The organism is Curtobacterium aurantiacum, from assembly GCF_018598555.1.
In the GTDB taxonomy this organism is placed as follows: domain Bacteria; phylum Actinomycetota; class Actinomycetes; order Actinomycetales; family Microbacteriaceae; genus Curtobacterium; species Curtobacterium aurantiacum.
The window spans coordinates 22,414-46,743 of record NZ_JAHEWN010000020.1; the positions used below are offsets into that span (position 1 = coordinate 22,414).

The following is a 24,330-nucleotide window of genomic DNA, read 5'->3' on the forward strand; positions in this document are numbered from 1 at the left end:
TGAGTGTCCGTCGACCAGACTTCCCGACACACCACGGCCAGTCTACCGGGGTGGCACGATGACCAGATGACCGCCGTACCGGACCTCGTGACCGTCGTCGACCGCCTGCTCGCCGAGGACGGCGGGTGCGTCTGGAACCGGGCGCAGACCCACGCCTCGCTCGCGCGGTACGCCGTCGAGGAGTCGTACGAACTCGTCGACGCGATCGACGACGGTGACCCGGACGACCTCCGCGAGGAACTCGGCGACCTGCTCTACCAGGTGGTCCTGCACGCGGGGATCGCCGCCCGCGCGGGGGACTTCACCCTCGAGGACGTCGCCGCCGGGGTGCGGGACAAGATGACCCGACGGCACCCGCACGTGTTCGGCGACGAGACGGCGGACACCGTCGAGGACGTCGTGCGGGTCTGGCGCGCGGCCAAGGCGGCCGAGAAGGCGAGCCGGCGGAGCGCGTTCGACGGGGTGCCCCGGGCGATGCCGCCGCTGGAGCGGGCGGTCAAGCTGCTGGAGCGCCTGGAGGAACGTGGGGACGCCGACGTGGTCGTCGCGTCCGTCGTCGGTGCCGGTTCCGGCGTCGGCCTGGAGGCCCGTGGTGCGTCCGCCGCGCCGGCCGCGGACGACGGGGCCGGCACGGTGGACGCCGTGTGGGGGCGAGCGGTGCTCGGGGAGGTCGCCGCTGCGGCACGACGCGGGGTGGACCCGGTCGCGAGTCTGCGGGCCGCGGTGTCGGCGCTCGAGGAAGCCGGTCGCGCCGCGGAGTGAAGTCGACCGCTCGTCGTCGTTCGGGCAGGTGAGAACGGGCGCCCTCCCAACCCGAAAAAGAGAGGGCGCCCGTGAGCGGGCGTCGGCTCCACCAGGGAGAGGGGCCGACAGGGAAGCCCGCTCGAACCGCGGGACGCACTGCAGCACGTCGCCCCGCGAATCGGTCCGGAGCGTGGATCAGGCACGTTCCGGACCGAGGTTCTGCATGCAGTATGCCAGTGGGTCGGCATGCGCGCAAGCCGGAGACGCCCGTCTGCCAGAATTGACCGCATGGCAACGACCGTGACGACACCCCGTGGCATGCGTGACTTCCTCCCGGCGGACAAGGCCCGGCGCGAGCACGTGCTCGGTGTCGTGCGGGACGTCTACTCGCGGCACGGTTTCGACGAGATCGAGACTCCGGTGGTGGAGGACGCTGCGCGGCTGCACTCCGGGCTCGGCGGTGACAACGAGAAGCTGGCGTTCGCGGTGATGAAGCGCGGGCTGACGACCGAGGACCTGCAGGCGGCCGAAGCGCCGCTGGACCTCGCCGACCTCGGTCTCCGGTTCGACCTGACGGTCCCGCTGGCCCGGTTCTACGCCTCGCACCGTGCGGAGCTGCCGTCGGTGTTCCGGTCCGTGCAGATCGCGCCGGTCTGGCGTGCCGAGCGCCCGCAGAAGGGCCGCTACCGCCAGTTCGTGCAGTGCGACATCGACATCCTGGGGGAGCCCGGGCAGCTCGCCGAGATCGAGCTCATCCGCGCGACGACCGCGGCCCTCGACGCCCTCGGGGTCCGCGGCACGACGATCCGGATCAACGACCGCCGGATCCTGCTGGCACTCCTCGCGTCCTGGGGCATCACCGAAGCAGCCGCCGCCGACCGCGCGCTCATCACGATCGACAAGCTCGACAAGATCGGCGCGGACGGTGTCGCCGCAGAACTCCGCAGCTCCGTGGGCGCCGACCTGCCCGGGCTCGAGGACACCATCCGCGCGCTCGAGGCCGCCGACTGGACCTCGGTCGAGGGTGCGGCGTGGCTCGACGCCGAGGCCTTCGCCGACCTGCTCCGACTCCGTTCGGCGCTGCCGGGTGTCGACCTGCGCTTCGACCCGACGCTCGTGCGCGGGATGGGCTACTACACGGGCACGATCTTCGAGGTCGCGCACCCCGACTTCGGGTACAGCCTCGGTGGTGGCGGCCGCTACGACGGGATGATCGGCCGGTTCCTCGGGCAGGACGTCCCGGCGGTCGGGTTCTCGCTCGGGTTCGAGCGGCTCGTCGACCTCGTGACCCTCCCCGAGTCCGCCGAGGCCGACGCCGTCGTGCTCGTGTACGACAAGGACACCGACCCGGTCCGGCTCGCCGCGCTGAAGACCGAGGCGCTGGCGTCCCACCGACGCGTCCGGCTCGAGCGCCGCACGAAGAACACGAAGAACCTGCTCGCCGGCCTCGCCGCCCAGGGGTTCACGGCGTTCGCGACCGTCTCGGCGGACACCGCGTCGCTCGAGGGTGTCGAGTTCCGCCCGCTCGACTGAGCACCCAGTCCCCGATCCAGCGCGGACTCGTCCACAGCCCGGCGTCACGGCCGACGTCGTGTTCACCTCCGCTCGCTAGGATCGACACCGCAATCACCACAACCAATGTGTAGGGAGTACCCCGTGGCCCTGATCGATGCCGTAGGCGCACGCGAAGTCCTCGATTCCCGAGGCAACCCGACGGTCGAGGTCGAGGTCCTCCTCGACGACGGCGTCGTGTCCCGCGCGCTCGTCCCGTCCGGTGCATCCACCGGCGCCTTCGAGGCGTACGAACTCCGCGACGGCGACGCCTCGCGCTACGGCGGCAAGGGCGTGCTCAAGGCCGTCGACGCCGTCCTCGACGAGATCGGCCCGGCGCTCGAGGGCTTCGACGCCACCGACCAGCGTCTCGTCGACGCCGCGCTCATCGAGCTCGACGGCACCGAGAACAAGTCCCGCCTCGGCGCGAACGCGATCCTCGGTGCCTCGCTCGCCGTCGCCCGTGCCGCAGCCGACTCGGTCGACCTGCCGCTGTTCCGCTACCTCGGCGGCCCGAACGCGCACACGCTGCCGGTCCCGCTGATGAACGTCGTCAACGGCGGTGCCCACGCGGACACCAACGTCGACATCCAGGAGTTCTTCCTGGTGCCCTACGGCGCCGAGTCCTTCTCCGAGGCCCTCCGCTGGGGCGTCGAGACCTACCACGCCCTCAAGGGCGAGCTGAAGAAGCAGGGTCTGGCGACCGGCCTCGGCGACGAGGGCGGCTTCGCGCCGGAGCTCGCGTCGAACCGTGCTGCGCTCGACTTCCTGCTGACCGCGATCGAGAAGGCGGGCTACACGCCCGGCAAGGACATCGCCGTCGGCCTCGACGTCGCAGCCACGGAGTTCTTCTCGGACGGCAAGTACCAGTTCGAGGGCAAGCAGCTCTCCGGTGCAGAGTTCACCGCGTACTTCGCTGAGCTCGCCGCGAACTACCCCCTCGTCACCATCGAGGACCCCCTGGCCGAGGACGACTGGGAAGGCTGGTCGCACCTGACCGCCGAGCTCGGCGACAAGGTCCAGATCGTCGGCGACGACCTGTTCGTCACGAACCCGAAGCGTCTGCAGCGGGGCATCGACGAGAAGGCCGCGAACTCGATCCTCGTCAAGGTCAACCAGATCGGCACGCTCACCGAGACGCTCGACGCGGTCTCGCTCGCGCACCGTCACGGCCTGACCTCGATCCTGTCGCACCGCTCCGGCGAGACCGAGGACACCACGATCGCGGACATCGCGGTCGCGGTCGACGGTGGCCAGATCAAGACCGGTGCCCCGGCCCGCTCGGACCGCGTCGCGAAGTACAACCAGCTGCTCCGCATCGAGGAAGAGCTCGGCGACGCCGCGGTGTACGCCGGTCGCTCGGCCTTCCCGCGCGCCGCGTCGCTGTAACCAGCCGGGCCAGCAGTACCCGCACCACCGAGACGCCGTCCTCCTCCGGGAGGGCGGCGTCTCGTCGTGTGCGCGGCCCCGAGGTGCCGAGCGGTCAGGACGTGCCGCTCGCGCGGCGTCGAGTGGTCACGAGTCGTCGGCTGGCTCGGGCCTGGCCGACAGGACGTGCCCACCGGACGTGCGCCGGGCGGTGTGCGGTGACCACTCCAGGTGCGGGACGGACGGGCGGACGGAGACCGTGCCTCCCGGCTGCCTCGACCGGACCCGGACCCGCCCGCCGTCTGCGGGACGCCGTCGTGTCAGCCTGACGCCGCGATGTCCGTGAGACGCCGCCGAATGCGGAGGCGTCTCGACGAGACGACGGCGTCTTCTGGCGGGCAGAACCGTCGAACGCGAGACGCTGGGAGGGCGCCGAACGGCCGCGTGCCGGGCGGCCCGTCCGGCGGCGTCGGGTTATCGTCGGAGCGTGCCCAGCCAGAAGCCCCGCGTCCGCCGCGTCCCCGTGGCGATGCCCGACGGCACCGCACCCGCACAGCCCTGGTACCGCTCGATCCACTTCTCCGGGTTCAGCCTGCTCATGCTCGCGATCATCGTGCTGTTCGTGGTGGTGCTCGCGCCGTCGCTCCGCACCCTCATCCAGCAGCAGGAGCAGATCGCGCAGCAGCAGCAGGAGGTGGCGAGCCAGAAGGCCGACGTCGCGCAGAAGAAGAAGGACGTCGCCCGCTGGGACGACCCGGCGTACATCGAGGCGCAGGCCCGTGACCGACTGCTCTACGTCTACCCGGGCGAGGAGAGCTACCTCGTGATGGGCGCCGAGGACAAGCAGGCCGAGAAGACCCCGACCACCGACTCCGGCACGCCCGTGAGCGCCAAGGTGCAGACGCCGAAGGTCGACTGGGTGCAGGCGATGCTCTCGTCGGTGCTGCAGTCCGGGCTGACCGACGAGCGCGCGGCCGACCTCGTCGCCCCCGACGTCTCGGGCACCGGCGAGAGCAAGTAGCGCGGGTAGCCGAGAGCAAGGAGCCCGGGGGACCGCAGGGCGCGGCGCCGTCCGGCCCGACGGTGCGAGGGGTTCCGCTTCTCCGGTAGGCTCACGTTCCCGTGACGACCCCTCCCTTCGACCCGCCCTCCGACCGCGACGTCCAGGTCGTGTCGGCGCAGCTCGGCCGACCGGCACGTGACGTCATCGGGATCGCGGCACGCTGCGTCTGTGGCAACCCCACCGTCGTCTCCACGAAGCCCCGGCTGTCGAACGGCACCCCGTTCCCGACGTTCTACTACCTGTGCCACCCCGCGGCCACCGCTGCGGTCAGCACCCTCGAGGCCAACCAGGTGATGCCCGAGCTGGCAGCCCTGCTCGAGGACCCCGAAGTCGCCGCGCAGTACCGCGCGGCCCACGAGTCCTACCTGGCCGATCGCGAGTCGATCGAACACGTCGACGAGATCGACGGCATCAGCGCCGGTGGCATGCCCACCCGCGTGAAGTGCCTGCACGCCCTCGTCGGCCACGCCCTCGCCGCCGGACCCGGCGTCAACCCCATCGGCGACCTCGCGCTCGAGCGCGCGGACTGGTCGCCCTCCCGGTGTGCATGCCGGGCGTATGATGACGGTGCAGACGCTGGAGTCGGGGCGGGTGGCGGCGAAGTCTGACTCGACTCCCGCACACCCCCATCCAAGGAGATCATCCCCCGTGCCCAAGATCCTCGTCGTCGGCGGCGGTTACGCCGGTTTCTACACCGCATGGAAGCTCGAGAAGCACCTTCGCCAGGGCGAAGCCGAGGTCGTCATGGTGGACCCGCTGCCGTACATGACGTACCAGCCGTTCCTGCCCGAGGTCGCCGCCGGTTCCATCGAGCCGCGTCACGCGGTCGTCGCGCACCGTCGTCACCTCAAGAAGACCCGCGTCGTCACGGCCAAGGTCACCAAGGTCGACCACGCCACCAAGACGGCGACGATCACCCCGGCAGAGGGCGAGGCGTGGGAGGAGTCCTACGACCAGATCGTCATGACGGCCGGTGCGGTGTCCCGCACGTTCCCGATCCCGGGCGTCGCGGACGAGGCCATCGGCCTGAAGACCATCGAGGAAGCCGCGTCGATCCGCGACCGCATCCTCAGCAACTTCCACAAGGCGGCGAACCTGCCGGCCGGTCCCGAGCGCGACCGCCTGCTCACCGTCGTCGTCGTCGGTGGTGGCTTCGCCGGCATCGAGGTGTTCGCCGAGCTCCGCTCCTTCGTCACCGACCTGCTGAAGAGCCACCCGCAGCTGTCCTTCGACGACACGCACTTCCACCTGGTCGAGGCGATGGGCCGCATCATGCCCGAGGTCTCGCTCGAGACCTCGCACTGGGTGCTCAAGAACCTCGCCGAGCGCGGTGCGACCGTGCACCTCGAGACCCAGCTGGCCTCGGCCGTCGGCGGTGTCTGCGAGCTCAAGACGAGCGACGGCGCCATCGAGACCATCCCGTCCGACCTCATCATCTGGACCGCCGGCGTCATGGCGAACCCGATGGTCAAGGGCACCGACTTCCCGCTCGAGCAGCGTGGCCGCATCCGTGTGCAGCCCGACCTGCGCGTGGTCGACGACAACGGCGTGATCGCCGACGCATGGGCCTGCGGCGACGTCGCAGCCGTCCCGGACCTCACCGGCGGCGGTGTCGGCGGGTTCTGCGTGCCGAACGCCCAGCACGCGGTGCGCCAGGCCAAGCAGCTGGCGAAGAACGTCGTCGCGACCATCCGTGGCGAGGCGACGACCGACTACAAGCACGAGAACCTCGGCGCCGTCGCGGGCCTCGGTCTGGGCACGGGTGTGTTCCAGTCCGGCAAGTTCGCGATGAAGGGCTTCCTGGCCTGGGGCGCGCACCGCGGCTACCACGGCCTGGCCATGCCGTCGTGGGAGCGCAAGTGGCGCGTCATCGGCGACTGGGTCGGTGGCTTCTTCCTCGGCCGCGACATCGTGTCGCTCGACGACCGCGAGACCCCTCGTGCCGCGTTCGAGGCGTTCGCGTCGCGTCCGAAGCCCGCTGCCGAGGCCCCGGCCGCGCCCGCCGCTGCCCAGGCTCCGGAAGAGGGCAAGGTCGCCGGTGCCGCCGGCCCCGTGTACGGCGAGCCCGCGAAGGACGTCTCCAACGCCGCGGAGCCGGTGACGGCCCCGGCCGACGCCAAGTAGCACCACGCGTTCGTCACGAAGGCGGTCACCTGCGACGGGTGGCCGCCTTCGTGCATCGGTAGGCTGTTGCGGCCCGCCCCCGTGGCCCAATCGGTAGAGGCACGCGACTTAAAATCGCCGAGTTGTGGGTTCGAGTCCCACCGGGGGTACCGCCGAGACCCGGCACGCGCACGGCGCTGCGCGGCGCGGCGCCCGACGCGTGCCGCTGCGAAAGCGACAGAACTCCGCGAACCGTTCGCGTCGTCCTGTCGCTCCGGCCGCACAGACCGAGCGCTGGTCCTGCCATCTGTCGCTTCGACGGTGCGGTCGGGTCGCCCTGGGCATCGGACTGGAGGCGCGGGACCGGCCCGCCACGTGCCTCCCGGCCCGCGGACCGTCGCCTTCCCGCGAAGACGGCCCGACGCCACGACCGGCTCGCAGCCCAGTAGCATCGACGATCGTGGTCGGACTCGGAAGCGCACTCGCCAACCTGCAGAACGCCCTCCGCCGACCCGAGGCCCACGTCGAGGTCGTCGACGGCGAGAGCGTCCCCGTCGGCATGCTCCTCGGCACCCTCGGAGCCCTGCTCCTCGACGCCGGCAGCTCCGTCACCGACGTCCGGTCGGCGCTCGAGAAGGCCCGTGACGCCGCGGGGGTCGGACCGACGCTCGCGATCGGCGTCCTGCCCGCCCTGGTGATGGTGAGCGAGGTCTCGACCGGTGCGGCCACGATCGTCAACGCCGAGGGCGTCGAACTGTCCTCCCGTCAGGCCGCCCGCGCGAACCGCGTCGTGCTCGGCCTCGAGAGCGGCTCCATCGCCCTCGCCGAGATCCCCGCCCGCGTCCGGGCCATCCGCGCCGGCACCGTCCCGCCGCCCGCCCTGCCGTGGATCCTCGGCAACGCCCTGACCTCCGCCGGCCTGGCCGTCGTCTTCCGCTGCCCGTGGTGGGCGATCGTCCTGGCGCTGGTCGTCGGCGCCCTGGTCGGCGTGATCGGCCTGCTGCTCCGGCGCTTCCGCGAGGCCGTCGCGATCATCCCGTTCCTGGCCGCGTTCGTGTCGACGGCGATCGTCGGCCTGGTCGCGGCGGGCAGCGGCTTCGAGCAGGTCCCGCTGTTCGCGGTCTGCGCCCCCGTCGCGGTGTTCGTCCCCGGCGCGCTCATCACGAACGCGCTCCTCGAGCTCACCGCCGCCGACATCGTCACCGGGTCCTCACGGCTGGTGCAGGGGCTCATCATGCTCGGCTTCATGGCCGCGGGCATCGCCTCCGGCAGCGCCCTGACCGGTCTGCACGTCGACCCGTCCTCGGCCGCGCTCGTCGGCGAGGTCGCCGGGGTCGGCACCGACCTGGCCGGGTGGGAGTCCGTCCCGGTCTACTGGGTGTCGTGGGTCGCCGTCGTGGTGCTGGCGGTCGGGCTCGGCCTGGTCTTCCGGTCCGGGTGGCGCCTGACGCTCGTGTCGGTGGCGGTCATGGTCACCGCCTACGCCGTGGTGAGCGTGACGACGCCGCTCTGGGGCAGTGTCGTCGCGACCGGCGCCGCAGCGGCGCTGTTGTTCGTCGCGACACGGTTGCTCGAGCGGCTCGTGCCGGCGATCCCGGCGACGGTGTCGTTCTTCCCGGCGTTCCTGCTCCTCGTGCCGGGGACGGTCGGGCTCGTGGCGGTCGCGACCTTCGACCCGGAGGCGCTCGCGACCCCGCTCGCGACCTTCGTCAGCCTGTGCATCGGCACGAAGATCGGCGGGCTCCTGCCCGGCCTGTTCGCCCGCAACGCGCCCCGGCGCGCGGTGGACGCGACCGGCTGAGACCGGAGGCCGATGGCGACGCCGCCACGGGCCTCCCGACCGCCACCCGGCCAGGTGTCGGGCCTGCTCCGGCCCGATGAGCCGGCCGTCTGCCCGTCGGCCGCGGTCTTCGTCCTGGAGTGCCGGTCGTCCGGCAGGTCACGGATCCGCCGACGGACGGCCTGGAGGCACGGTGCGGCTCAGGCGCCCGTCGCCCGTCGCGCGGTGCGCGCCCAGACCATGGCGGCGATCGCGGCCGCCACGCAGGTCGCGGCGATGCCGACGAGCAGGGCCGGAGCGGCGTGTGTGCCGGTCGTGCCCGAGTAGACGGCGGTGGTCAGGGCCACGGCGACCACCGCGAGCGCGACGTACCGACCACGGGAGGCGGCGAGGAGCGCGCTGCCGGCGGACCCCGCGACCGGCAGCAGGGTCGCGACGACGGCACCGAGGCCGCCGACGCACAGGGTGATGGCGAACTCCGAGCCGAGCGACACCCAGAAGCCCCCGCCGGACAGGAGGCTGTGCAGCACCCAGCCGGCCGCTGCGAGTCCGAGCAGGGCCAGGACCCGCCAGGTCGCCCCGCGGGCGCTCTGGGCTATCCCGGACCCGAGGCGGAGCGGGCCGGTCCCGAGGTCGGGGCGGGCGGACGGCACCAGGACGACCCCGACGATGAGGGCGGGGGAGAGGTCGGCTGCACGCGTGATGCCGCACGCGACGAGCGCCGCGAGCACGAGCCACGGCGACACCCGGAAGCCGACGGTCCGGTGGTCGGCTCCGGCTGCCCAGCGGGTCGCGAACACGACCGCGGCGGTGAGGACCGCGGTGCCGAGCAGGACGGCGATCGTGAGTCGGACGTAGCGGGCCTCGAGTTCGACACCGACGCCGAGCAGGGTGCAGAGCGCGGCGACGGACACAGCGATGGCGATGGACGCCCAGGTCGGCAGGACGTCGTCGCCGCGGGCACGGTCGGACCGGGAGCGGTTCCGGCCGAGGAGCCCGGCGAAGGGTGACCGGAGGCGGCCACGGGAAACGGCGGCGACGAGGGCGAGCGGTGCGGCGATCAGCACGAGGAAGCCGGCGGCGACGGCGGTGGCGATCAGGACGGTGCGCCAGGAGAACGCGGCCTGGATGGTCGGGACGGTGCGGTCGTAGGTGGTCGCGGCGGTCCAGTCGCCGGCGGGGCCGGACCAGTCCGGGTGACCGCCGGACCTGCCGACGCCTGCCGGGGCGCTGCCGCCGGTGCCGGGGCTGCTGCCGGTGCCGGCTGCGGTTCCGCCGTCGTCTCCGCTGCCCTTGCCGGTGTCGCCCCCGCCGCCGTTCGCGTCGGTGCCGTTCGCGGCGTCGCCGTCGCCCGAGTCGTCGGTGCCGCCGTCGTTGTCGGTCACACCGGGGGTCCGCGCCGAGGCACCCGACTCCGGCGTCGAGGCGCCCGGCGTGCCGGGGCCGTCCGTGGCGTCCGGCGTCGCCGTGCCGGCCGGCGCCGAGGTGGTCGACCACACCGTGACCCGCACGGCTGCCGAGGACCGCGAGTAGTTGCCCGCGGGGTCGTGCTGCGTCGCGGTCAGCTGGTGCCCGCCGGTGCGCAACGTCGACCCCGCGGTGGAGCACGACCACGAGGCATCGGCCGCGACCACGACGCCGCACACGGGAGCCCGGTCGACGTACACCGTGACGCGGGAGCCGGGCTCGCCGGTGCCGCGCACCGTCGTCGCGCGTGCGCCGATCCGCTGGCCGTCGTCCGGAGCCGTGATGCGCGGAGCAGCCGGGGCGGTGCGGTCGACCGTGATCGACACGGGCGCGGAGGCAGCGCTCCGCAGGTCCGACCGGTAGCCGCGGGCGGTGCTGGCCGTCTGCGTCGCGGTGACGGTGACCCGGCCGTCGGCACGGGCGCCGAGGGCCGCGACCCACCGGCCGTCGGCACCCACGCGGGCGGTCTGCTGCGTCGAGGAGCCGGACACCGACAGCGTCACCGTCGATCCGGGGTACCCCGTGCCCGAGACCGTGCCGCCGGTGGGGCCGCCGGCCACCATGGTCGGCGGGACGATGACGTCCGAGGCCGGTGCGCTCGCGGGCGGGAGGGTCGTGGCGACGAGGTCGTGCACCGTGAAGACCTGCTGCGGACCCGAGCGCACCGTGCCGAGGCAGGCCCACGAGCCGTTCGACCCCACCCGGGTCGTGCACCCGGAGGTTCCGGCCGCTGCCGGACCGGTCACCTGGACCGCGTGCCCGGGGGTACCGGTGCCGTGGAAGCGGGTGGTGCCCGTCGTGACGTCGCCGGGGTCGGCGATGGTGGGACGCACGGCCGGACGGGTCGGTGTCGGCGTCGGAGCGCCCGGTCGGCCGGTGCTCGGCGGGGCGATCTCGCTCGGCGCCGGTGTGGCGGTGTGAGTGGTGCCGGCCGCGGCGACGGCTGGGGCTGCGACGGTCGGAGCGGCTGCGGCTGCGCCTGCGGCGGCGGCCGGAGCGGCGACGGTGCCGAGGAAGGTCGCTGTGAGGAGCATCGTCGCCGCGGCGAGCAGGGCGGAGCGGGGACGACGACGGGGGCCGTCGCCCCCGACGGCCCCGTCCACGTTCTCCCCGCGCGCGTTCACCGGACCCATCCCACGGGATCGGCGGCCCCGGGTCAATACACCTCGCGGATGAGGTTGCGGATCGGATCGCAGTCCGAATGCCCGGTGTGCGTGACTCGGGAATCGCCCGTGAACAGTGCTCACGGAACGGAGGACGGTCAGCGCGTCGATAGACTTCACGATGGCCGTTCAGGCCATCGCAGCACCGCGGATCCCGACGCGCAAAGGAGTACGCCCCATGGACACCGGACTCGTCACGACGCTCATCGTCGTCGGAGTGGTGGTGGTCGTCCTGGTGATCATCGGGATCTACCTCTGGGTGACGTACAACTCGCTCGTCACGCTCAAGGTGCGGGTCGACGAGGCCTGGAGCGACATCTCGGTGCAGCTCAAGCGGCGCGCCGACCTCATCCCGACGATCGTCGACACGGTCAAGGGGTACGCCACGCACGAGAAGGCGGTCTTCGACGACGTCACGAAGGCCCGCGCCGAGACACTGAGTGCCGGAGACGCGGACACGGCCTCCGCGGCCGAAGGACACATGCAGAAGGCGTTGAAGAGCGTGTTCGCGGTCGCCGAGGGGTACCCGCAGCTGCAGTCGAGCCAGAACTTCCTGCAGCTGCAGTCCGAGCTCGTGGACACCGAGGACAAGATCCAGGCCGCCCGTCGCTTCTACAACGGTGGCGTGCGCGAGCTGAACACGAAGATCCGGGTGTTCCCGAACTCCACGTTCGCGAAGAACCGCGGCTTCACCGAGGCACCGTTCTTCGAGACGAACGAGCCGGCGGCCATCGCCGAGCCGCCGCGCGTCCAGTTCTGACCCCAGCGTCGGAGCCGACGTGTACAGCGCCATCGCGCGGAACAAACGGAACACCGTCGTCATCGTCCTGGTCTTCCTGCTGATCATCGGCGGGCTCGGGTTCCTCGGCGGGTACCTGGCCGGCAACGTCTCGATCGGGTTCATCGTCCTCGTGGTCGCCCTCGGCTACGCGGTGCTCCAGTACTTCCTGGCGGCACGGCAGGCCACAGCCATCGCCGGCGGGGTCGAGATCGACCGGAACTCGGAGCCGCGCCTCTGGCGGACCGTGGAGAACCTCGCCATCGCGACCGGCATGCCGATGCCCCGGGTGTTCGTCATCCCCGACCCGTCCCCGAACGCCTTCGCCACCGGCCGTGACCCCGAGCACGCGGTGGTGGCGGCGACGACCGGACTGCTCGAGCTGATGGACGACCAGGAGCTACAGGGTGTGATGGCGCACGAGCTCGGGCACGTCCGGAACTACGACATCCGGGTCTCCACGATGGTCTTCGGTCTCGTCGTGGCTGTCGGACTCATCGCAGACGTCCTGCTGCGCATCTCGATCTTCGGCGGCCTGTCCGGCGGACGGAACCGCAACTCCGACAGCGGCGGCGCCAACCCGGTGCTGCTCGTCGCCGGGATCGTCGCCGTCGTCGTGGCACCGATCGCGGCGGCCGGCGTGCAGGCCGCGGTGTCCCGGCAGCGCGAGTACCTGGCCGACGCGACGGGGGCGATGACGACCCGGTACCCGGAGGGGCTGGCCCGCGCGCTCGAGAAGCTCGGCGCACACGGCCGACCGATGCAGACGCAGAACTCCTCGATGGCGCACCTGTGGATCGCCGACCCGATGCGCCCCGGGGTCATGGACCGGCTCTTCTCGACGCACCCGCCGTTGCCCGACCGCATCGCGCGCCTGCGGGCCGACGCCGACCGCTTCTGACGGCTCAGCTGGAGGGGCCGGCGGCCGCGACGTCGGCTGCGCTCTCGACCTCGGCTGTTCCCTCGACCTCGGTTGCGCCCTCGACCTCCGGGGTCGCGACCGGCTCGGGTGCGTCCGCGTCGTCGGCGGACACGTGCGGCACCAGCGGCAGCCCGAGTGCTCCGGCGACGGACGCCACAGCGGTGCCGCGGTCGGTCACCTCGATCCCGCCGAGGCCCTGCCAGGCCGCGGTCCGCCGCAGGGTCTCGGCGAGCCGCTCTGCGTCGAGGTGCTCGCCGGGTTCCTGCCATGCGGTCCGGACCCGGAGCACCCCGCGCTGCCTGTCGCTCTTGAGGTCGATCCGACCGACGAGCCGGTCGTCCTGCAGCACCGGGAGCACGTAGTAGCCGAACACCCGCTTCGGTGCGGGCGTGTAGATCTCGATCCGGTAGTGGAAGCCGTACATCCGCTCGGCCCGGCGCCGGAACCACACCACCGGGTCGAACGGGCTGAGGACCGCATCGGCGCTGAGCTGCCGGGGGACCCGAGCGCCGACGTCGAGCCAGGCCCGCTCGCCCCAGCCCTCCACCTGCACCGGCACGAGCTCGCCGGCGGCGGTGAGCTCGGCGATCGCGGCCGCGGTGTCGTCGGCGCGCAGCCGGTAGTAGTCCGCGATGTCCGCACGGGTGCCGACGCCGAGCGCACGGGTGGCCCGGCGCACGAGCTCGAGCACCGCATCGGTGCGTGGCGGGGCGGTCTCGAGGAACCCGGCGGGCAGCACGTGCTCGGGCAGGGCGTAGACCCGCTCGAACCCGGCACGTCCGGCGCTCACCGCCTCGCCCCAGCGGAACATCTGCTCGAGCCCGAGCTTCACGTCGCTCCAGCCCCACCAGGGACCACGTCGCACGTTCGACTCGTGCTCCACCGCGCTCGCCGGCATCGGCCCCTCGGCGCGGAGGAGCGCGTGCAGTTCGCGTCGGACGGCAGCGGTCCGGGCCACCCCGTCGACCCGCGTCGGTCCGGCGTCACGCTCGCGCAGGGCGTCCATCCGCCACCGGAACAGCCGCAGGTCGTCGCGGGGGATGAACGCGGCCTCGTGTGCCCAGTACTCGGTGTACGGCCCGGAACGACCGAGCGTCAGCCGGTCGAGCGTGGTCCGGTCGTAGGCGCCGAGGCGGGCGAACAGCGGCAGGTAGTGGCTGCGCTCGAACACGTTGACGGAGTCGATCTGCAGCAACCCGAGCCGCCCGAACGCGGTGTTCAGGGCACGGGTCGAGACGGGGTCCGTCGGCGGTCGCCCGAACCCCTGTGCGGCGAGTGCGACCCGGCGGGCCTCGGCGGCGGAGAGCGTCGACCTGGGCATGCCGCGACGCTACCGAACGCCGCCGACATGAGCGTCCACGAACGTATGCCGCATCTGGCACCTGACGGGAGGCACATCGCTACACTCGGGCCATGGCATGGGGAAGCAAGCAGACACACCCCGACCCCGTGGTCGAGGAATCGGTCCCGATCGGCGTCCGCATCGCCGGTGCGTGGTCGTGGCGGGCGCTCGTCGTCGTCGGCGTGATCGCCGTCTTCATCTGGCTGGTCACGGTCTTCAGCGAGATCCTCATCCCGTTCCTGGTGGGCATCGTGGTGTCGGCGCTCCTGGTCCCGGTCTCGAACTGGTTGCAGCGGCACCACGTGCCGAAGTGGCTCGCCGTCGTGCTGAGCCTGCTCAGCGGCGTCGCGGCCCTGGGTGGCCTCATCTGGCTCGTCGTCGACCAGATCGTCGCGTCGTACCCGTCCCTGCGTGACCGGACGATCGACCAGTACGCCAACATCAAGGACTTCGTCCTCAACTCCGGGTTCGGCATCAGCCAGTCCGACGTGAACGGCTGGCTCGACGACGGCACGAAGTGGTTGCAGGACAACTCCGCCTCGATCCTGTCCGGGGTCGCCAGCGCCGGCTCGGGCGCGACGCACGTGTTCGCGGCGCTCTTCATCACCCTGTTCACCACGATCTTCCTGCTGATCGACGGCAAGAACGTCTGGCGCTGGTCCGTCCGCCTCTTCCCGAAGAAGGCCCGCGCGGCGGTCGACGGTGCGGGTGTCGCCGGCTGGATCACCCTGACGAGCTTCATCCGGGTGCAGATCTTCGTCGCCTTCGTCGACGCGGTCGGCATCGGGCTCGGCGCCTTCATCGTCGGGCTCTTCTTCGGGGGCATGCCGCTCGTCATCCCGATCGCCGCCTTCGTCTTCCTCGGCGCCTTCATCCCGGTCGTCGGTGCCATCGTCACGGGCTTCCTGGCGGTGTTCGTCGCCCTGATCTTCAACGGTCCGCTCGCTGCGGTCCTGGTGCTCGGTGTCGTGCTGCTCGTCCAGCAGATCGAGGGGCACATCCTGCAGCCGCTCGTGATGGGCAACGCGGTCAAGGTGCACCCGCTGGCGGTCGTCCTCGGGGTCACCGCGGCCTCCGGTCTCGCCGGCATCGCGGGGGCGTTCTTCGCCGTGCCGCTGATCGCGACGCTGAACGCCATGGTCACCACCATCGCGAGCGGACGCTGGCGGCGGCTCGACTCCGACCACGTGCTCGAAGCGACGCCGAAGCGCGGGCAGCACGGGCAGATCCAGTTGCTCCGCTGGCGACGGCACAAGGTCGGTGACGACGTCCCGGCTCCCGGCGTGGACGCCGGGCCCTCCGCCGAAGAAGGCACCGCCAGCACCAACTGAGCGTCACACGAGTTCGCCGCCGGGCCCCGGAACGACGATGATGGGGGAGTGACCGACACCAGCGCCTCCCCGCACACGCTCACCGCGATCCCGACCCTCGCGGACATCGAGGCGGCGCGCGAGACCATCAAGGGCGTCGCGCGGGTGACCCCGATGGAGACGTCGCAGTTCCTCGCCGAACTGCTCGGGTCCCCGGTGCACCTGAAGTGCGAGAACCTGCAGCGCACCGGTGCGTACAAGGTGCGCGGTGCCTACAACCGGCTCTCCACCCTCTCTGCAGAACAGCGTGCCAAGGGCGTCGTCGCCGCGAGCGCGGGCAACCACGCGCAGGGCGTCGCCCTCGCCGCCCGCGAGCTCGGGATCCCCGCGACGATCTTCACCCCGGTCGGGGTCGCCCTGCCGAAGCTGCAGGCCACCCGCCACTACGGCGCCGACGTCGTGCTGCGCGGCCACTCCGTGGAAGAGGCCTTGAGCGCCGCGAAGGACTTCGCCGCGCACACCGGTGCCGTGTTCATCCCCCCGTTCGACCACCCGGCCGTCATCGCCGGCCAGGGCACCCTCGGCCTCGAGATCATCGACCAGGTACCGGACGTGGACACCGTGGTCGTGCCGATCGGTGGCGGCGGCGTCATCTCGGGCATCGCACTCGCCGTCAAGGGCATGGCCGAGCGACTCGGCCGGCCGATCCGGGTGATCGGGGTGCAGGCGGAGAACGCCGCGGCGTACCCGTCGTCGATCACCGCCGGTGAACCCGTCACCATCACCACGAAGCCCACCATCTCCGACGGCATCGCGGTGGCACGGCCGGGGGACCTGAACTTCCCGATCATCCGCGACCTGGTCGACGACATCGTCACCGTCTCCGACGACGACACCGCCCGCGCCCTGCTCGTCCTGCTCGAGCGCGCCAAGCTCGTGGTCGAGGCAGCGGGGGCCGTCGGCGTCGCGGCGATCATGTCCGGGGCCGTTCGCGACACCGGCCGCACCGTGGTGCTGCTGAGCGGAGGCAACATCGATCCGCTGATGATGGAGCGCGTGATCACCCGCGGCCTGGTGGCGGCGTCCCGCTACATCGGCATCCGCATCATGCTCCCGGACCGTCCGGGCCAGCTCGCTCGCGTCGCGCAGGTCATCTCCGACGCCGGCGCGAACGTGGTCGAGGTGCTGCACACCCGCCACGGGCAGGGTCTGGTCATCAACGAGGTCGCCCTCGACCTGTCCATCGAGGCGCGCGGCCCGGAGCATGCGCAGGAGGTCATCCAGCGACTGCACGAGGTCGGCTTCCGTCCGGAGCTCCTCGAGCACTAGGCCGTGTTGCTGCATGCGGTTGCGGGGCGCGGGCGGTCCTCGAGGTGTGCGGCGAGATCTCGTCGTGCGTGACGTCTGGGAGGCGATCCAGGATGTGTTCCCGCCGGCGGGGACGCGGGGACGGCGGCCCGTGATGGGCGCACGGTCGATGTGACGGCGTGGCGGTTCCGGGGCGTCGCTACCGTTGCGTGATCGCGCCGGTCAGGAACTGGTCGAGAGCGATGTCGGTCAGCTCATCCAGCCGCTCCACGTCGATCGCCCCGGTGTTGACGAGTGTGGCGAGACCGTTGATGGTCGCGTAGAGGACGACCCCGACGTCCTCGAACGGACCCTCCCGGAGGAGTCGCTTCGCCTGCCCCTCGCGAATCAGATCGACCAATGGCTCGAAGGCCTTCGCGGCCGACCGGGGTACACGTGATCCCTGGGGCTGGTGCTTCGCCGCGTTCATCAACTCGAGCAGCGAGGGATTCTCCGTGGCGAAGTGCGCAAAGGCCGACGTTGCCCGCCGGATCCGGGTGGGGAAGTCCGGATCGTGAGGAGCGACCGCGTCACAGAGGCGCTCCCTCAGCCGGACGTAGCCGGTCTCAGCCAGGGCGTCGAGCAGATCCTGGCGCTCCGGGAAGTGCCGCCGGGGTGCGGCATGGCTGACGCCGACCTCTCTCGCCAGGTCGCGCAACGACAACTGCGCCGCTCCGCGAGCGCGCAGCGTGCGTTCGGCGGCTTCCAAGAGGGCGGCGCGCAGATCACCGTGATGGAACCGACGCTGCTCCGACGGCTGGTCAGAACGGACGCTCATGGCCTTGAGCGTAGGGGAGGAAGTAGTCGTTGACAACTTGAGTAGTCAGTGTCTACTTTGATGTCATGACTCCTTCCGGCTCGAACGACGGCGCGCAACGATGACCGAGAAGCTGATCGTCGTCTCGGGAGCATCGTCAGGAATCGGGAAGGCGACCGCCCGCGAGCTCGCGTACCGCGGGTACCACGTCCTGGCCGGAGTGCGCCGGGAAGAAGACGCAGCCTCCATCCGTGCCGAACGCATCGAACCCGTGATCCTCGACGTCACCATCGAGGATCACGTTGCAGCACTCGCGTCCCGCATCGCCGACGACGTGCGGCGCCGTCCCCTTCGGGCAGTGATCAACAACGCCGGCATCGAGATCAACGCTCCCGTCGAGGTCCTCCCGCTCGAGATCTGGCGCGAGCAGTTCGACGTCAACCTGTTCGGGCCCATCCGCATCATCCAGGCACTCCTGCCCGCTCTGCGGAGGAGCCGAGGGCGCATCGTCAACATCAGCTCCGTCGGTGCCGAGGTCGCGCTCCCCATCTACGGCGCCTATGCAGGCTCCAAGGCCGCACTCGAGTCCGCGAGTGATGCGCTCCGACGAGAGGTCCGCTCGCAGGGGGTACAGGTCGTGATCGTGCAGTCCGGCGGAGTGAAGACCCCCATGGCCGACCGCAGCGGGCCCCTGTCCCTCGAGCTGGCCGCCGGCATGACCACGGAACACGCGAACCTCTACGGCGAGTTGGTCAGGTCGACCGTCGAGTTCCAGTCCTCGTTCCTGCGCCACGCCATCACCGCCGAGAAGGCAGCGGCCGAGATCGCACGGATCACCACCGCCAAACGTCCCCGGGCCCGGTACGCCCTCGGCCCCGATGCGGCGACCACTCTCCCCCTCAACCGCGTCCTGCCGACCCGTCTCATGGACCGCATCGTGTCCCGCTGACCTCCCGCCCCTCGACGGAGCCCCCGTGTCGCGAGGAGGCTCGCGCCACGCAACACGGCCTGGTCCGCGACGTACCACGCGTCGTTCGACGCGTGGAGCGTCGGAATCGCGGTCCGCGCCCGTCACGCGACCAGCGGACAGACGGGAGGCCCGTGGCGGTGTCGCCACGGGCCTCCCGTCTGCAGTGGGCCGGGTCTACGGCTCGTAGCGCTCGATCTTGACGACCTCGACGGCGATCTCCTTGCCGTTCGGCGCCGTGTAGGTGGCCTTGTCGCCGGCCTTGAGGCCGACGATGGCCGCGCCGACGGGGCTGACCGGGCTGTAGACCGTCAGGTCGGAGCCCTCGGCGACGATCTCGCGGCTGCCGACCAGGAACGTCGACTCGTCACCGGCGATGACCGCCGTGACGACGGTGCCCGGCTCGACGGTCCCGTCGAACGCGGCTTCGCTCACGGTGGCGTGCTTGAGGAGCTCGGTGAGGACGCGGATGCGGGCCTCGATCTTGCCCTGCTCGTCCTTCGCGGCGTGGTAGCCGCCGTTCTCCTTGAGGTCGCCCTCTTCGCGCGCGGCCTCGATGCGGCGCGCGATCTCGGCACGGCCCTCGCCGCTCAGCTCGTCGAGCTCCGCCTTGAGACGGTCGTGCGCCTCCTGGGTCAGCCAGGTGACCTGCGTGTCGTTGCTCATGTTCTGTCCCTTCGACCATGAAAAAACGAGACCGGCCGAGTGGTCGGTCTCGAGAGGCGAATCAGGACAGTCTAGGGAATCCAGCAGTCGTGGATCAAGCCGGTCACGCCCCGGGTCGTCGTGGTGACCTGCGTGGAGATGCTCCGACTGCGCTGTTCGGACGCCGGCACGGTGATCTCCTTCCATCCCACGATCGAGTAGCCCTTGTCGAGGACCTGCACGGCGCACTTCGCCTCGACCCCCGGGTCGACGGACACCTGCGAGTGGACGACGGTGCTGTGCTCGGACAGCACCTCGTACCCGATGACGTCGTGGTCGAGGCCGCGGTCGGACTGGTCGAGGCCTGCCCAGATCACCCAAGCACCGAAGACCACGACGACGGCGATGGCCGCGACGATCGCGATGAGGCGGCTGCGGCGCCTACGGGCCGGGGTGCGGCCGTAGCGCTCGTCGAGGGTGGCGGTCTGGTGCTGTTCGGACAGTTCGGGGCTCCCGGGGTGGATATCCTGATCCCAGGGTAGTTCACGCCATGCTGTGCGCTGCCCGCGTCCGACGCCGCTCACCCGCAGTGAGGAACCCCACGTGCCCTACCGTCTGCTGGCCGTCCACGCCCACCCCGACGACGAGTCGAGCAAGGGTGCCGCGACCGCCGCGAAGTACGTGGCCGACGGGCACCAGGTGCTCGTCGTGTCCTGCACCGGTGGCGAGGCCGGGGACATCCTGAACGACCAGCTCGGCGAACCCGCGACGAGCCGCGCGCACCGCGACATGGCCGGGTACCGCCGCACCGAGATGGCTGCCGCGCAGCGAGCGCTCGGCATCGACCACGTGTGGCTCGGCTACCACGACTCCGGGCTGCCCGACGCCGAGAAGGGCGAGACGGTCCGACCCGGCACGTTCTCGACGGTGCCGCTCGAGTACAGCACCGAGGCCCTCGTCCGTGTGGTCCGCCGGTTCCGCCCGCACGTGCTCGTCACCTACGACGAGAACGGCGGCTACCCGCACCCCGACCACATCCGTACGCACGAGGTGTCGATGGCCGCGTGGACCGCCGCCGCCGACCCGACCGCGTACCCCTCGGCCGGAGCACCGTGGTCGATCGCGAAGCTCTACTACGAGCGCACGATGAACCCGCGCCGCTTCAGCACCATCTTCGAGGCCCTCCAGGAGCGCGACCCGGACAGCCCCGCGGTCGAGCAGCTGCGCGAGTGGGTCGAGCGGTTCGCCGACCGACCCGACCTCGCCACCACCCACGTCGACGTGCACGAGTACTTCGACCAGCGCGACGCCGCCCTCCGCGCGCACGCCAGCCAGGTCGCCCCGGACAGCGCCTTCTTCTACTGGCCGAACGACCTCCTCGCGACGGTGTGGCCGACCGAGGACTACCAGCTCGTGGAGGCCCGTGTGCCGACCGAGCTCCCGGAGACCGACCTGTTCGCCGGGATCCCAGCCGACAAGGAACCGACCTCGTGAGCACCATCGCGGCGGCACTCGCCGCCACCCCCAGCCCCAGCCCCTCGGTCGTCCCCGACGTCGACGTCACCCCGGGTGTCGTCGGGTTCATCGCGATCGCGCTCGTCGCCATCGTGACGATCCTGCTCGTCCTGGACATGACCCGACGCATCCGCCGCACCCGCTACCGCGCGGAGGTGCGGGAGCGGCTCGAGGCCGAGGTGAACGGCACCGCGGGCGACGGCGCGGCGACCGACGAGCCCGACCGGCGTGCGGCCGAGGACGGCCGGGCCGACGTCGGCGACGACACCGAGCGCGGCTGACGCGACCACAAGGCGGACTGGAGGCCCGTGGCGATCCCGCCACGGGCCTCCAGTCCGCCTTGTGTCCACCTGCCGGAACCGGGCGTACCTGGTCGAATCGGGCGTACCTGCCGGAACCGGGCGTACCTGCTCGAATCGGGCGTACCTGGTCGGAACTTTCGGGTGAGTACGCCCGGAACCACCAGGCATCGCACGCGTTCTGGGAAGGAACGTACGACGGTCAGCGCACCGGGTCGAGGGCCACGATGAGCACGCCGACCCACTGCGCACCGAAGGCCACGACCGTGAGGGCGTGGAACACCTCGTGGAAACCGAACTGGGTCGGCACCGGGTTCGGCCGCTTGAAGCCGTAGACCAGTGCGCCGATGATGTACGCGACGCCGCCGGACAGGATGAGCACGGTCATCGGGACGCTCGCGGCGAAGAACTGCGGCAGCAGCCCGAGCGCGGCGCAGCCGAGCACCAGGTAGATCGGCACGTACAGCCAGCGGGGCGCGTTGATCCAGAGCACGCGGAACGCGATGCCGAGCGCGGCGCCCGACCACATCACCCAGAGCACGACGACCATCAGCGTGTGCGGCAGGGCACAGATCGCGACGGGCGTGTAGGTGCCGGCGATGAGCAGCAGGATGTTCGTGTGGTCGATGCGCTTCAGGACGGCCTTCACCTTCGGCCCCCAGGGGAACCGGTGGTAGGTCGCGGAGACGCCGAACATCGCGAGCGACGTCGCCATGAACACCGCGCTGCCGACCTTCGCCGCGGTGCTGTCGGCGAGGGTGATGAGGACGACCCCCATCGCGACCGCGAACGGGAACGCACCGAGGTGGATCCAGCCGCGCCAGGCCGGACGGGGTTCGGCGGCGGTCGTGGTCGCCGTCGCCGAGGCCTCCTCCGTGAACGGGACGTGGGGGAGTGTTCCGGTCTCGTGCTCGTCCTGCATGGTCCCGACCATAGGGCCTGACCCCGAACGACAGCCACGTGTCCGCAGAGCGGGAGCCTCAGGGATCCGGTGTCGGTGGTGCACTACGCTCGGTGCGTGACCGGGACGGCGGGATGGACAGGGCGGGGGATCCTCTACCGCGCCTACCAGCGCCGACTCCGCCGCCAGCTCGAGGGGGCCGCGAAGCCGAAGCACGTCGCCATGATCGTGGACGGCAACCGTCGCTGGGCGAAGCAGCTCGGACTCGAGTCCGCCGCGCACGGCCACCGTGCCGGGGCCGCGAAGATCCCGGAGTTCCTGACGTGGTGCGACGACCTCGGCATCGAGGTCGTGACGCTCTACCTGCTGTCCGCCGACAACCTGACGGGCCGTGGCGGCGAGGAGCTCGAGGAACTCGTCGGCATCATCGCCGACCTGGCCGGTGTCCTGGCCGACAACCGTGACTGGCGCGTGCAGCACGTCGGGTCGAACGAGGGGCTGCCGGAGAACCTGGTGACCGCGCTCGAACAGGCCGAGCAGCGCACCGCCGGCCGCACGGGGCTGCACGTCAACCTCGCCGTCGGGTACGGCGGTCGTCGGGAGATCGCGGACGCCATGCGGAGCATCGTGCAGGCGCACGGCGCAGGCGGCGGCACCATCGACACCCTGGCCGAGGTGCTGACGCCCGAGCTCATCGGCGACCACCTGTACACGCAGGGCCAGCCCGACCCCGACCTGGTGATCCGGACCTCGGGCGAGCAGCGGTTGTCCGACTTCATGCTGTGGCAGAGCGCGCACAGCGAGTTCTACTTCGTCGAGGCGTTCTACCCGGACCTGCGCGAGGTCGACTTCCTCCGGGCGGTCCGCGACTTCGGACTCCGCTCCCGTCGCTTCGGCGGCTGAGGGCGGTCGGGCGCGGCTGGCTGCCCAGCCACCAGCGACCAGCCACCTCCCGCACCCGGTTCGTCGGCGGAGCCACGTCCCAGTAGGCTCTCAGGGTTCAACCCTGTGAAAGGTGCACCACCTGTGAACATCGACGAGTACGCCGCCGGCTTCGCCGAAGACCCCGGATACCTCGACCACGCTGCGTTCGGCCCCGTGCAGACCGCCGTGCTCGAGGAGCAGCGTGTGCTCGGCACGATCCAGGCGCACATGCGCTTCGGCGCGATGGAGACCCTCGACGAGCAGGACGCCCGCGTCCGCGCCGTCGCCGCGCGTCTGGTCGGCCGGCGCGAGGACCAGGTCGTCTCGCAGGCCGCGACGACCCCCGGTCTGCTGCACACCGCCTTCGGCCTCACCGGGGGCGTGCTCGTGTCCGCCGACGAGTACCCGTCGCTGCCGCTCGCACTGGCCAGCGCTGCCTCGGCCACCGGCGGACGGGTGCAGCCCGTCGTCATCGAGTCGGGTGCCGGCTGGGTGACGCCCGAGCTCATCCGTGAGCGCCTGACCGACGAGGTGACCGCCGTCGCGGTGTCCCTGGTCGACTGGCGCACCGGCTACCTGACCGACCTCGCCGCCATCCGCGAGGTCATCGGCGACCGCCTGCTCATCGTCGACGCCATCCAGGGCTTCGGTGTCGTGGACGCCCCGTACGAGGTCGCCGACGTCGTCGCCACCGGTGGTCAGAAGTGGTTGCACGCCGGGTGGGGCACCGGGTTCGTGGCCTTCAGCGACCGCGCCCTCAACCGGATCCGCCCCGCGCTGTCCGGCCCGCACGGCACGTCCGGTTGGCCCACCGAGGTGCCCGCGGTCCGCCCCGGCGCCGCCGGCTTCCAGATGTCCCGCATCGACCCGGTCGCGCAGGCCCGGCTCGCGGTGTCGCTCGAGCGCCTGACCGCCGTCGGGGTCGCCGCCGTGCAGGAGCGTGTCGCCGACCGCGTCGAGCGGGTGTTCGCGATCGCCGACGAGTTCGGACTCGAGGTCGAGTCCAGCCGCGACCCGGCCGAGCGCGCCGGCATCGTCGTGCTCCGGCCGACGCAGGGTCGGGTGACCGCCCTGTCCGCGGCGATGCACAACCACGGCGTCACCGCGACGACGCGGCTCGGTGTGGCGCGCGTGTCCGTGTTCCCGTCGACGACCGACGAGACCCTGGACATGTTCCGCGACGCCTGCGTCTCGTACGCCACCATGCAGTAGCAGCGGCGCGGCTGCTGTCTCCTGTCCGCAGCCCGCCCGGGGCCGGCGAGCGGTCACGACACCCCGCTCACGTCCGCCGGATGGTCACCACCTGTCGGCCGGCGCCGTCGCCGCCGACGGTTCGTGACCGCTCGGCGTCACCCGCGCGACGAGTCGTGACCGACGGACGGAC

Annotated in this window: 22 protein-coding genes and 1 tRNA gene; 17 read left to right on the top strand and 6 right to left on the bottom strand. The window is 71.6% G+C overall.

The window, feature by feature from the left end; translation table 11 throughout:
• The first annotated feature begins 66 nt into the window (after positions 1-66).
• From KK087_RS15020 to KK087_RS15055, 8 genes are all read left to right on the top strand, one after another.
• The gene (locus KK087_RS15020) at positions 67-762 is read left to right on the top strand and encodes a MazG family protein (protein ID WP_214566377.1); all 696 of its coding nucleotides are present in this window, start codon (positions 67-69) and stop codon (positions 760-762) included.
• Positions 763-1,032: 270 nt separating this feature from the next.
• Complete coding sequence (gene hisS / locus KK087_RS15025) at positions 1,033-2,277, top strand: histidine--tRNA ligase (protein WP_214566379.1); 1,245 nt, start codon at positions 1,033-1,035, stop codon at positions 2,275-2,277.
• A 123-nt stretch (positions 2,278-2,400) separates the two neighbouring features.
• Positions 2,401-3,684: a phosphopyruvate hydratase gene (eno, locus tag KK087_RS15030; RefSeq protein ID WP_214545406.1), complete on the top strand. Its 1,284-nt coding sequence runs from the start codon at positions 2,401-2,403 to the stop codon at positions 3,682-3,684.
• A gap of 466 nt (positions 3,685-4,150) precedes the next feature.
• A complete protein-coding gene (locus KK087_RS15035) occupies positions 4,151-4,684 on the top strand; it encodes an FtsB family cell division protein (protein ID WP_214566381.1) in 534 nt (177 codons plus the stop codon).
• A gap of 101 nt (positions 4,685-4,785) precedes the next feature.
• Complete coding sequence (locus KK087_RS15040; protein ID WP_027464495.1) at positions 4,786-5,334, top strand: DUF501 domain-containing protein; 549 nt, start codon at positions 4,786-4,788, stop codon at positions 5,332-5,334.
• Positions 5,335-5,374: 40 nt separating this feature from the next.
• The gene (locus KK087_RS15045) at positions 5,375-6,850 is read left to right on the top strand and encodes an NAD(P)/FAD-dependent oxidoreductase (RefSeq protein ID WP_214528958.1); all 1,476 of its coding nucleotides are present in this window, start codon (positions 5,375-5,377) and stop codon (positions 6,848-6,850) included.
• A 75-nt stretch (positions 6,851-6,925) separates the two neighbouring features.
• Positions 6,926-6,999: transfer RNA gene (locus tag KK087_RS15050), tRNA-Leu, on the top strand.
• Positions 7,000-7,289: 290 nt separating this feature from the next.
• The gene (locus KK087_RS15055) at positions 7,290-8,630 is read left to right on the top strand and encodes a threonine/serine exporter family protein (RefSeq protein ID WP_214566383.1); all 1,341 of its coding nucleotides are present in this window, start codon (positions 7,290-7,292) and stop codon (positions 8,628-8,630) included.
• 179 nt (positions 8,631-8,809) lie between these two features.
• Here the strand turns inward: KK087_RS15055 and KK087_RS15060 are convergent, their stop codons facing one another.
• On the bottom strand, positions 8,810-11,200 hold the full coding sequence (locus KK087_RS15060) for an Ig-like domain-containing protein (RefSeq protein ID WP_214566385.1): 2,391 nt from the start codon (positions 11,198-11,200) through the stop codon (positions 8,810-8,812).
• 217 nt (positions 11,201-11,417) lie between these two features.
• Between KK087_RS15060 and KK087_RS15065 the strand changes: the two genes are divergently transcribed.
• Both KK087_RS15065 and KK087_RS15070 read left to right on the top strand, forming a co-directional pair.
• Positions 11,418-11,999, top strand: coding sequence for a LemA family protein (locus KK087_RS15065; protein ID WP_214528961.1), 582 nt, complete (start codon positions 11,418-11,420; stop codon positions 11,997-11,999).
• A 19-nt stretch (positions 12,000-12,018) separates the two neighbouring features.
• Positions 12,019-12,918 carry a M48 family metallopeptidase gene (locus KK087_RS15070; protein WP_214545401.1) on the top strand — a complete coding sequence of 300 codons (900 nt, stop codon included), beginning with the start codon at positions 12,019-12,021 and terminating at the stop codon, positions 12,916-12,918.
• A gap of 4 nt (positions 12,919-12,922) precedes the next feature.
• On the opposite strand, the gene KK087_RS15075 is transcribed toward KK087_RS15070, so the two are convergent.
• A complete protein-coding gene (locus KK087_RS15075; RefSeq protein ID WP_250901169.1) occupies positions 12,923-14,260 on the bottom strand; it encodes a winged helix-turn-helix domain-containing protein in 1,338 nt (445 codons plus the stop codon).
• A gap of 92 nt (positions 14,261-14,352) precedes the next feature.
• On the opposite strand from KK087_RS15075, the gene KK087_RS15080 reads away from it, so the two are divergent.
• Both KK087_RS15080 and ilvA read left to right on the top strand, forming a co-directional pair.
• The gene (locus tag KK087_RS15080; protein ID WP_250892837.1) at positions 14,353-15,612 is read left to right on the top strand and encodes an AI-2E family transporter; all 1,260 of its coding nucleotides are present in this window, start codon (positions 14,353-14,355) and stop codon (positions 15,610-15,612) included.
• Positions 15,613-15,660: 48 nt separating this feature from the next.
• A complete protein-coding gene (ilvA, locus tag KK087_RS15085) occupies positions 15,661-16,920 on the top strand; it encodes a threonine ammonia-lyase (RefSeq protein WP_111096026.1) in 1,260 nt (419 codons plus the stop codon).
• 178 nt (positions 16,921-17,098) lie between these two features.
• Here ilvA and KK087_RS15090 read toward each other — a convergent pair whose 3' ends face one another.
• A complete protein-coding gene (locus KK087_RS15090) occupies positions 17,099-17,716 on the bottom strand; it encodes a TetR/AcrR family transcriptional regulator (protein ID WP_214566387.1) in 618 nt (205 codons plus the stop codon).
• 100 nt (positions 17,717-17,816) lie between these two features.
• On the opposite strand from KK087_RS15090, the gene KK087_RS15095 reads away from it, so the two are divergent.
• Positions 17,817-18,644, top strand: coding sequence for an SDR family NAD(P)-dependent oxidoreductase (locus KK087_RS15095; protein ID WP_214566389.1), 828 nt, complete (start codon positions 17,817-17,819; stop codon positions 18,642-18,644).
• 195 nt (positions 18,645-18,839) lie between these two features.
• Here the strand turns inward: KK087_RS15095 and greA are convergent, their stop codons facing one another.
• Together greA and KK087_RS15105 are read right to left on the bottom strand one after the other, a co-directional pair.
• Positions 18,840-19,328: a transcription elongation factor GreA gene (gene greA / locus KK087_RS15100; RefSeq protein ID WP_214528963.1), complete on the bottom strand. Its 489-nt coding sequence runs from the start codon at positions 19,326-19,328 to the stop codon at positions 18,840-18,842.
• A gap of 71 nt (positions 19,329-19,399) precedes the next feature.
• Entirely contained in the window at positions 19,400-19,891 is a 492-nt protein-coding gene (locus KK087_RS15105; RefSeq protein ID WP_214528964.1) for a DUF4307 domain-containing protein, read from the bottom strand.
• Between the two features lie 19 nt (positions 19,892-19,910).
• Between KK087_RS15105 and mca the strand changes: the two genes are divergently transcribed.
• Both mca and KK087_RS15115 read left to right on the top strand, forming a co-directional pair.
• The gene (mca, locus tag KK087_RS15110; protein WP_214528965.1) at positions 19,911-20,801 is read left to right on the top strand and encodes a mycothiol conjugate amidase Mca; all 891 of its coding nucleotides are present in this window, start codon (positions 19,911-19,913) and stop codon (positions 20,799-20,801) included.
• Positions 20,798-21,103, top strand: coding sequence for a hypothetical protein (locus tag KK087_RS15115; RefSeq protein WP_214566391.1), 306 nt, complete (start codon positions 20,798-20,800; stop codon positions 21,101-21,103). The genes mca and KK087_RS15115 overlap by 4 nt, the downstream gene beginning before the upstream one ends.
• Before the next feature lie 220 nt (positions 21,104-21,323).
• On the opposite strand, the gene trhA is transcribed toward KK087_RS15115, so the two are convergent.
• Positions 21,324-22,043, bottom strand: coding sequence for a PAQR family membrane homeostasis protein TrhA (gene trhA, locus KK087_RS15120; protein ID WP_250892838.1), 720 nt, complete (start codon positions 22,041-22,043; stop codon positions 21,324-21,326).
• Positions 22,044-22,139: 96 nt separating this feature from the next.
• Here trhA and KK087_RS15125 point away from each other — a divergent pair, with 96 nt between their 5' ends.
• Both KK087_RS15125 and KK087_RS15130 read left to right on the top strand, forming a co-directional pair.
• Complete coding sequence (locus KK087_RS15125; protein ID WP_307860091.1) at positions 22,140-22,925, top strand: isoprenyl transferase; 786 nt, start codon at positions 22,140-22,142, stop codon at positions 22,923-22,925.
• Positions 22,926-23,048: 123 nt separating this feature from the next.
• The gene (locus KK087_RS15130) at positions 23,049-24,158 is read left to right on the top strand and encodes an aminotransferase class V-fold PLP-dependent enzyme (RefSeq protein WP_214544103.1); all 1,110 of its coding nucleotides are present in this window, start codon (positions 23,049-23,051) and stop codon (positions 24,156-24,158) included.
• Positions 24,159-24,330: the final 172 nt, after the last annotated feature.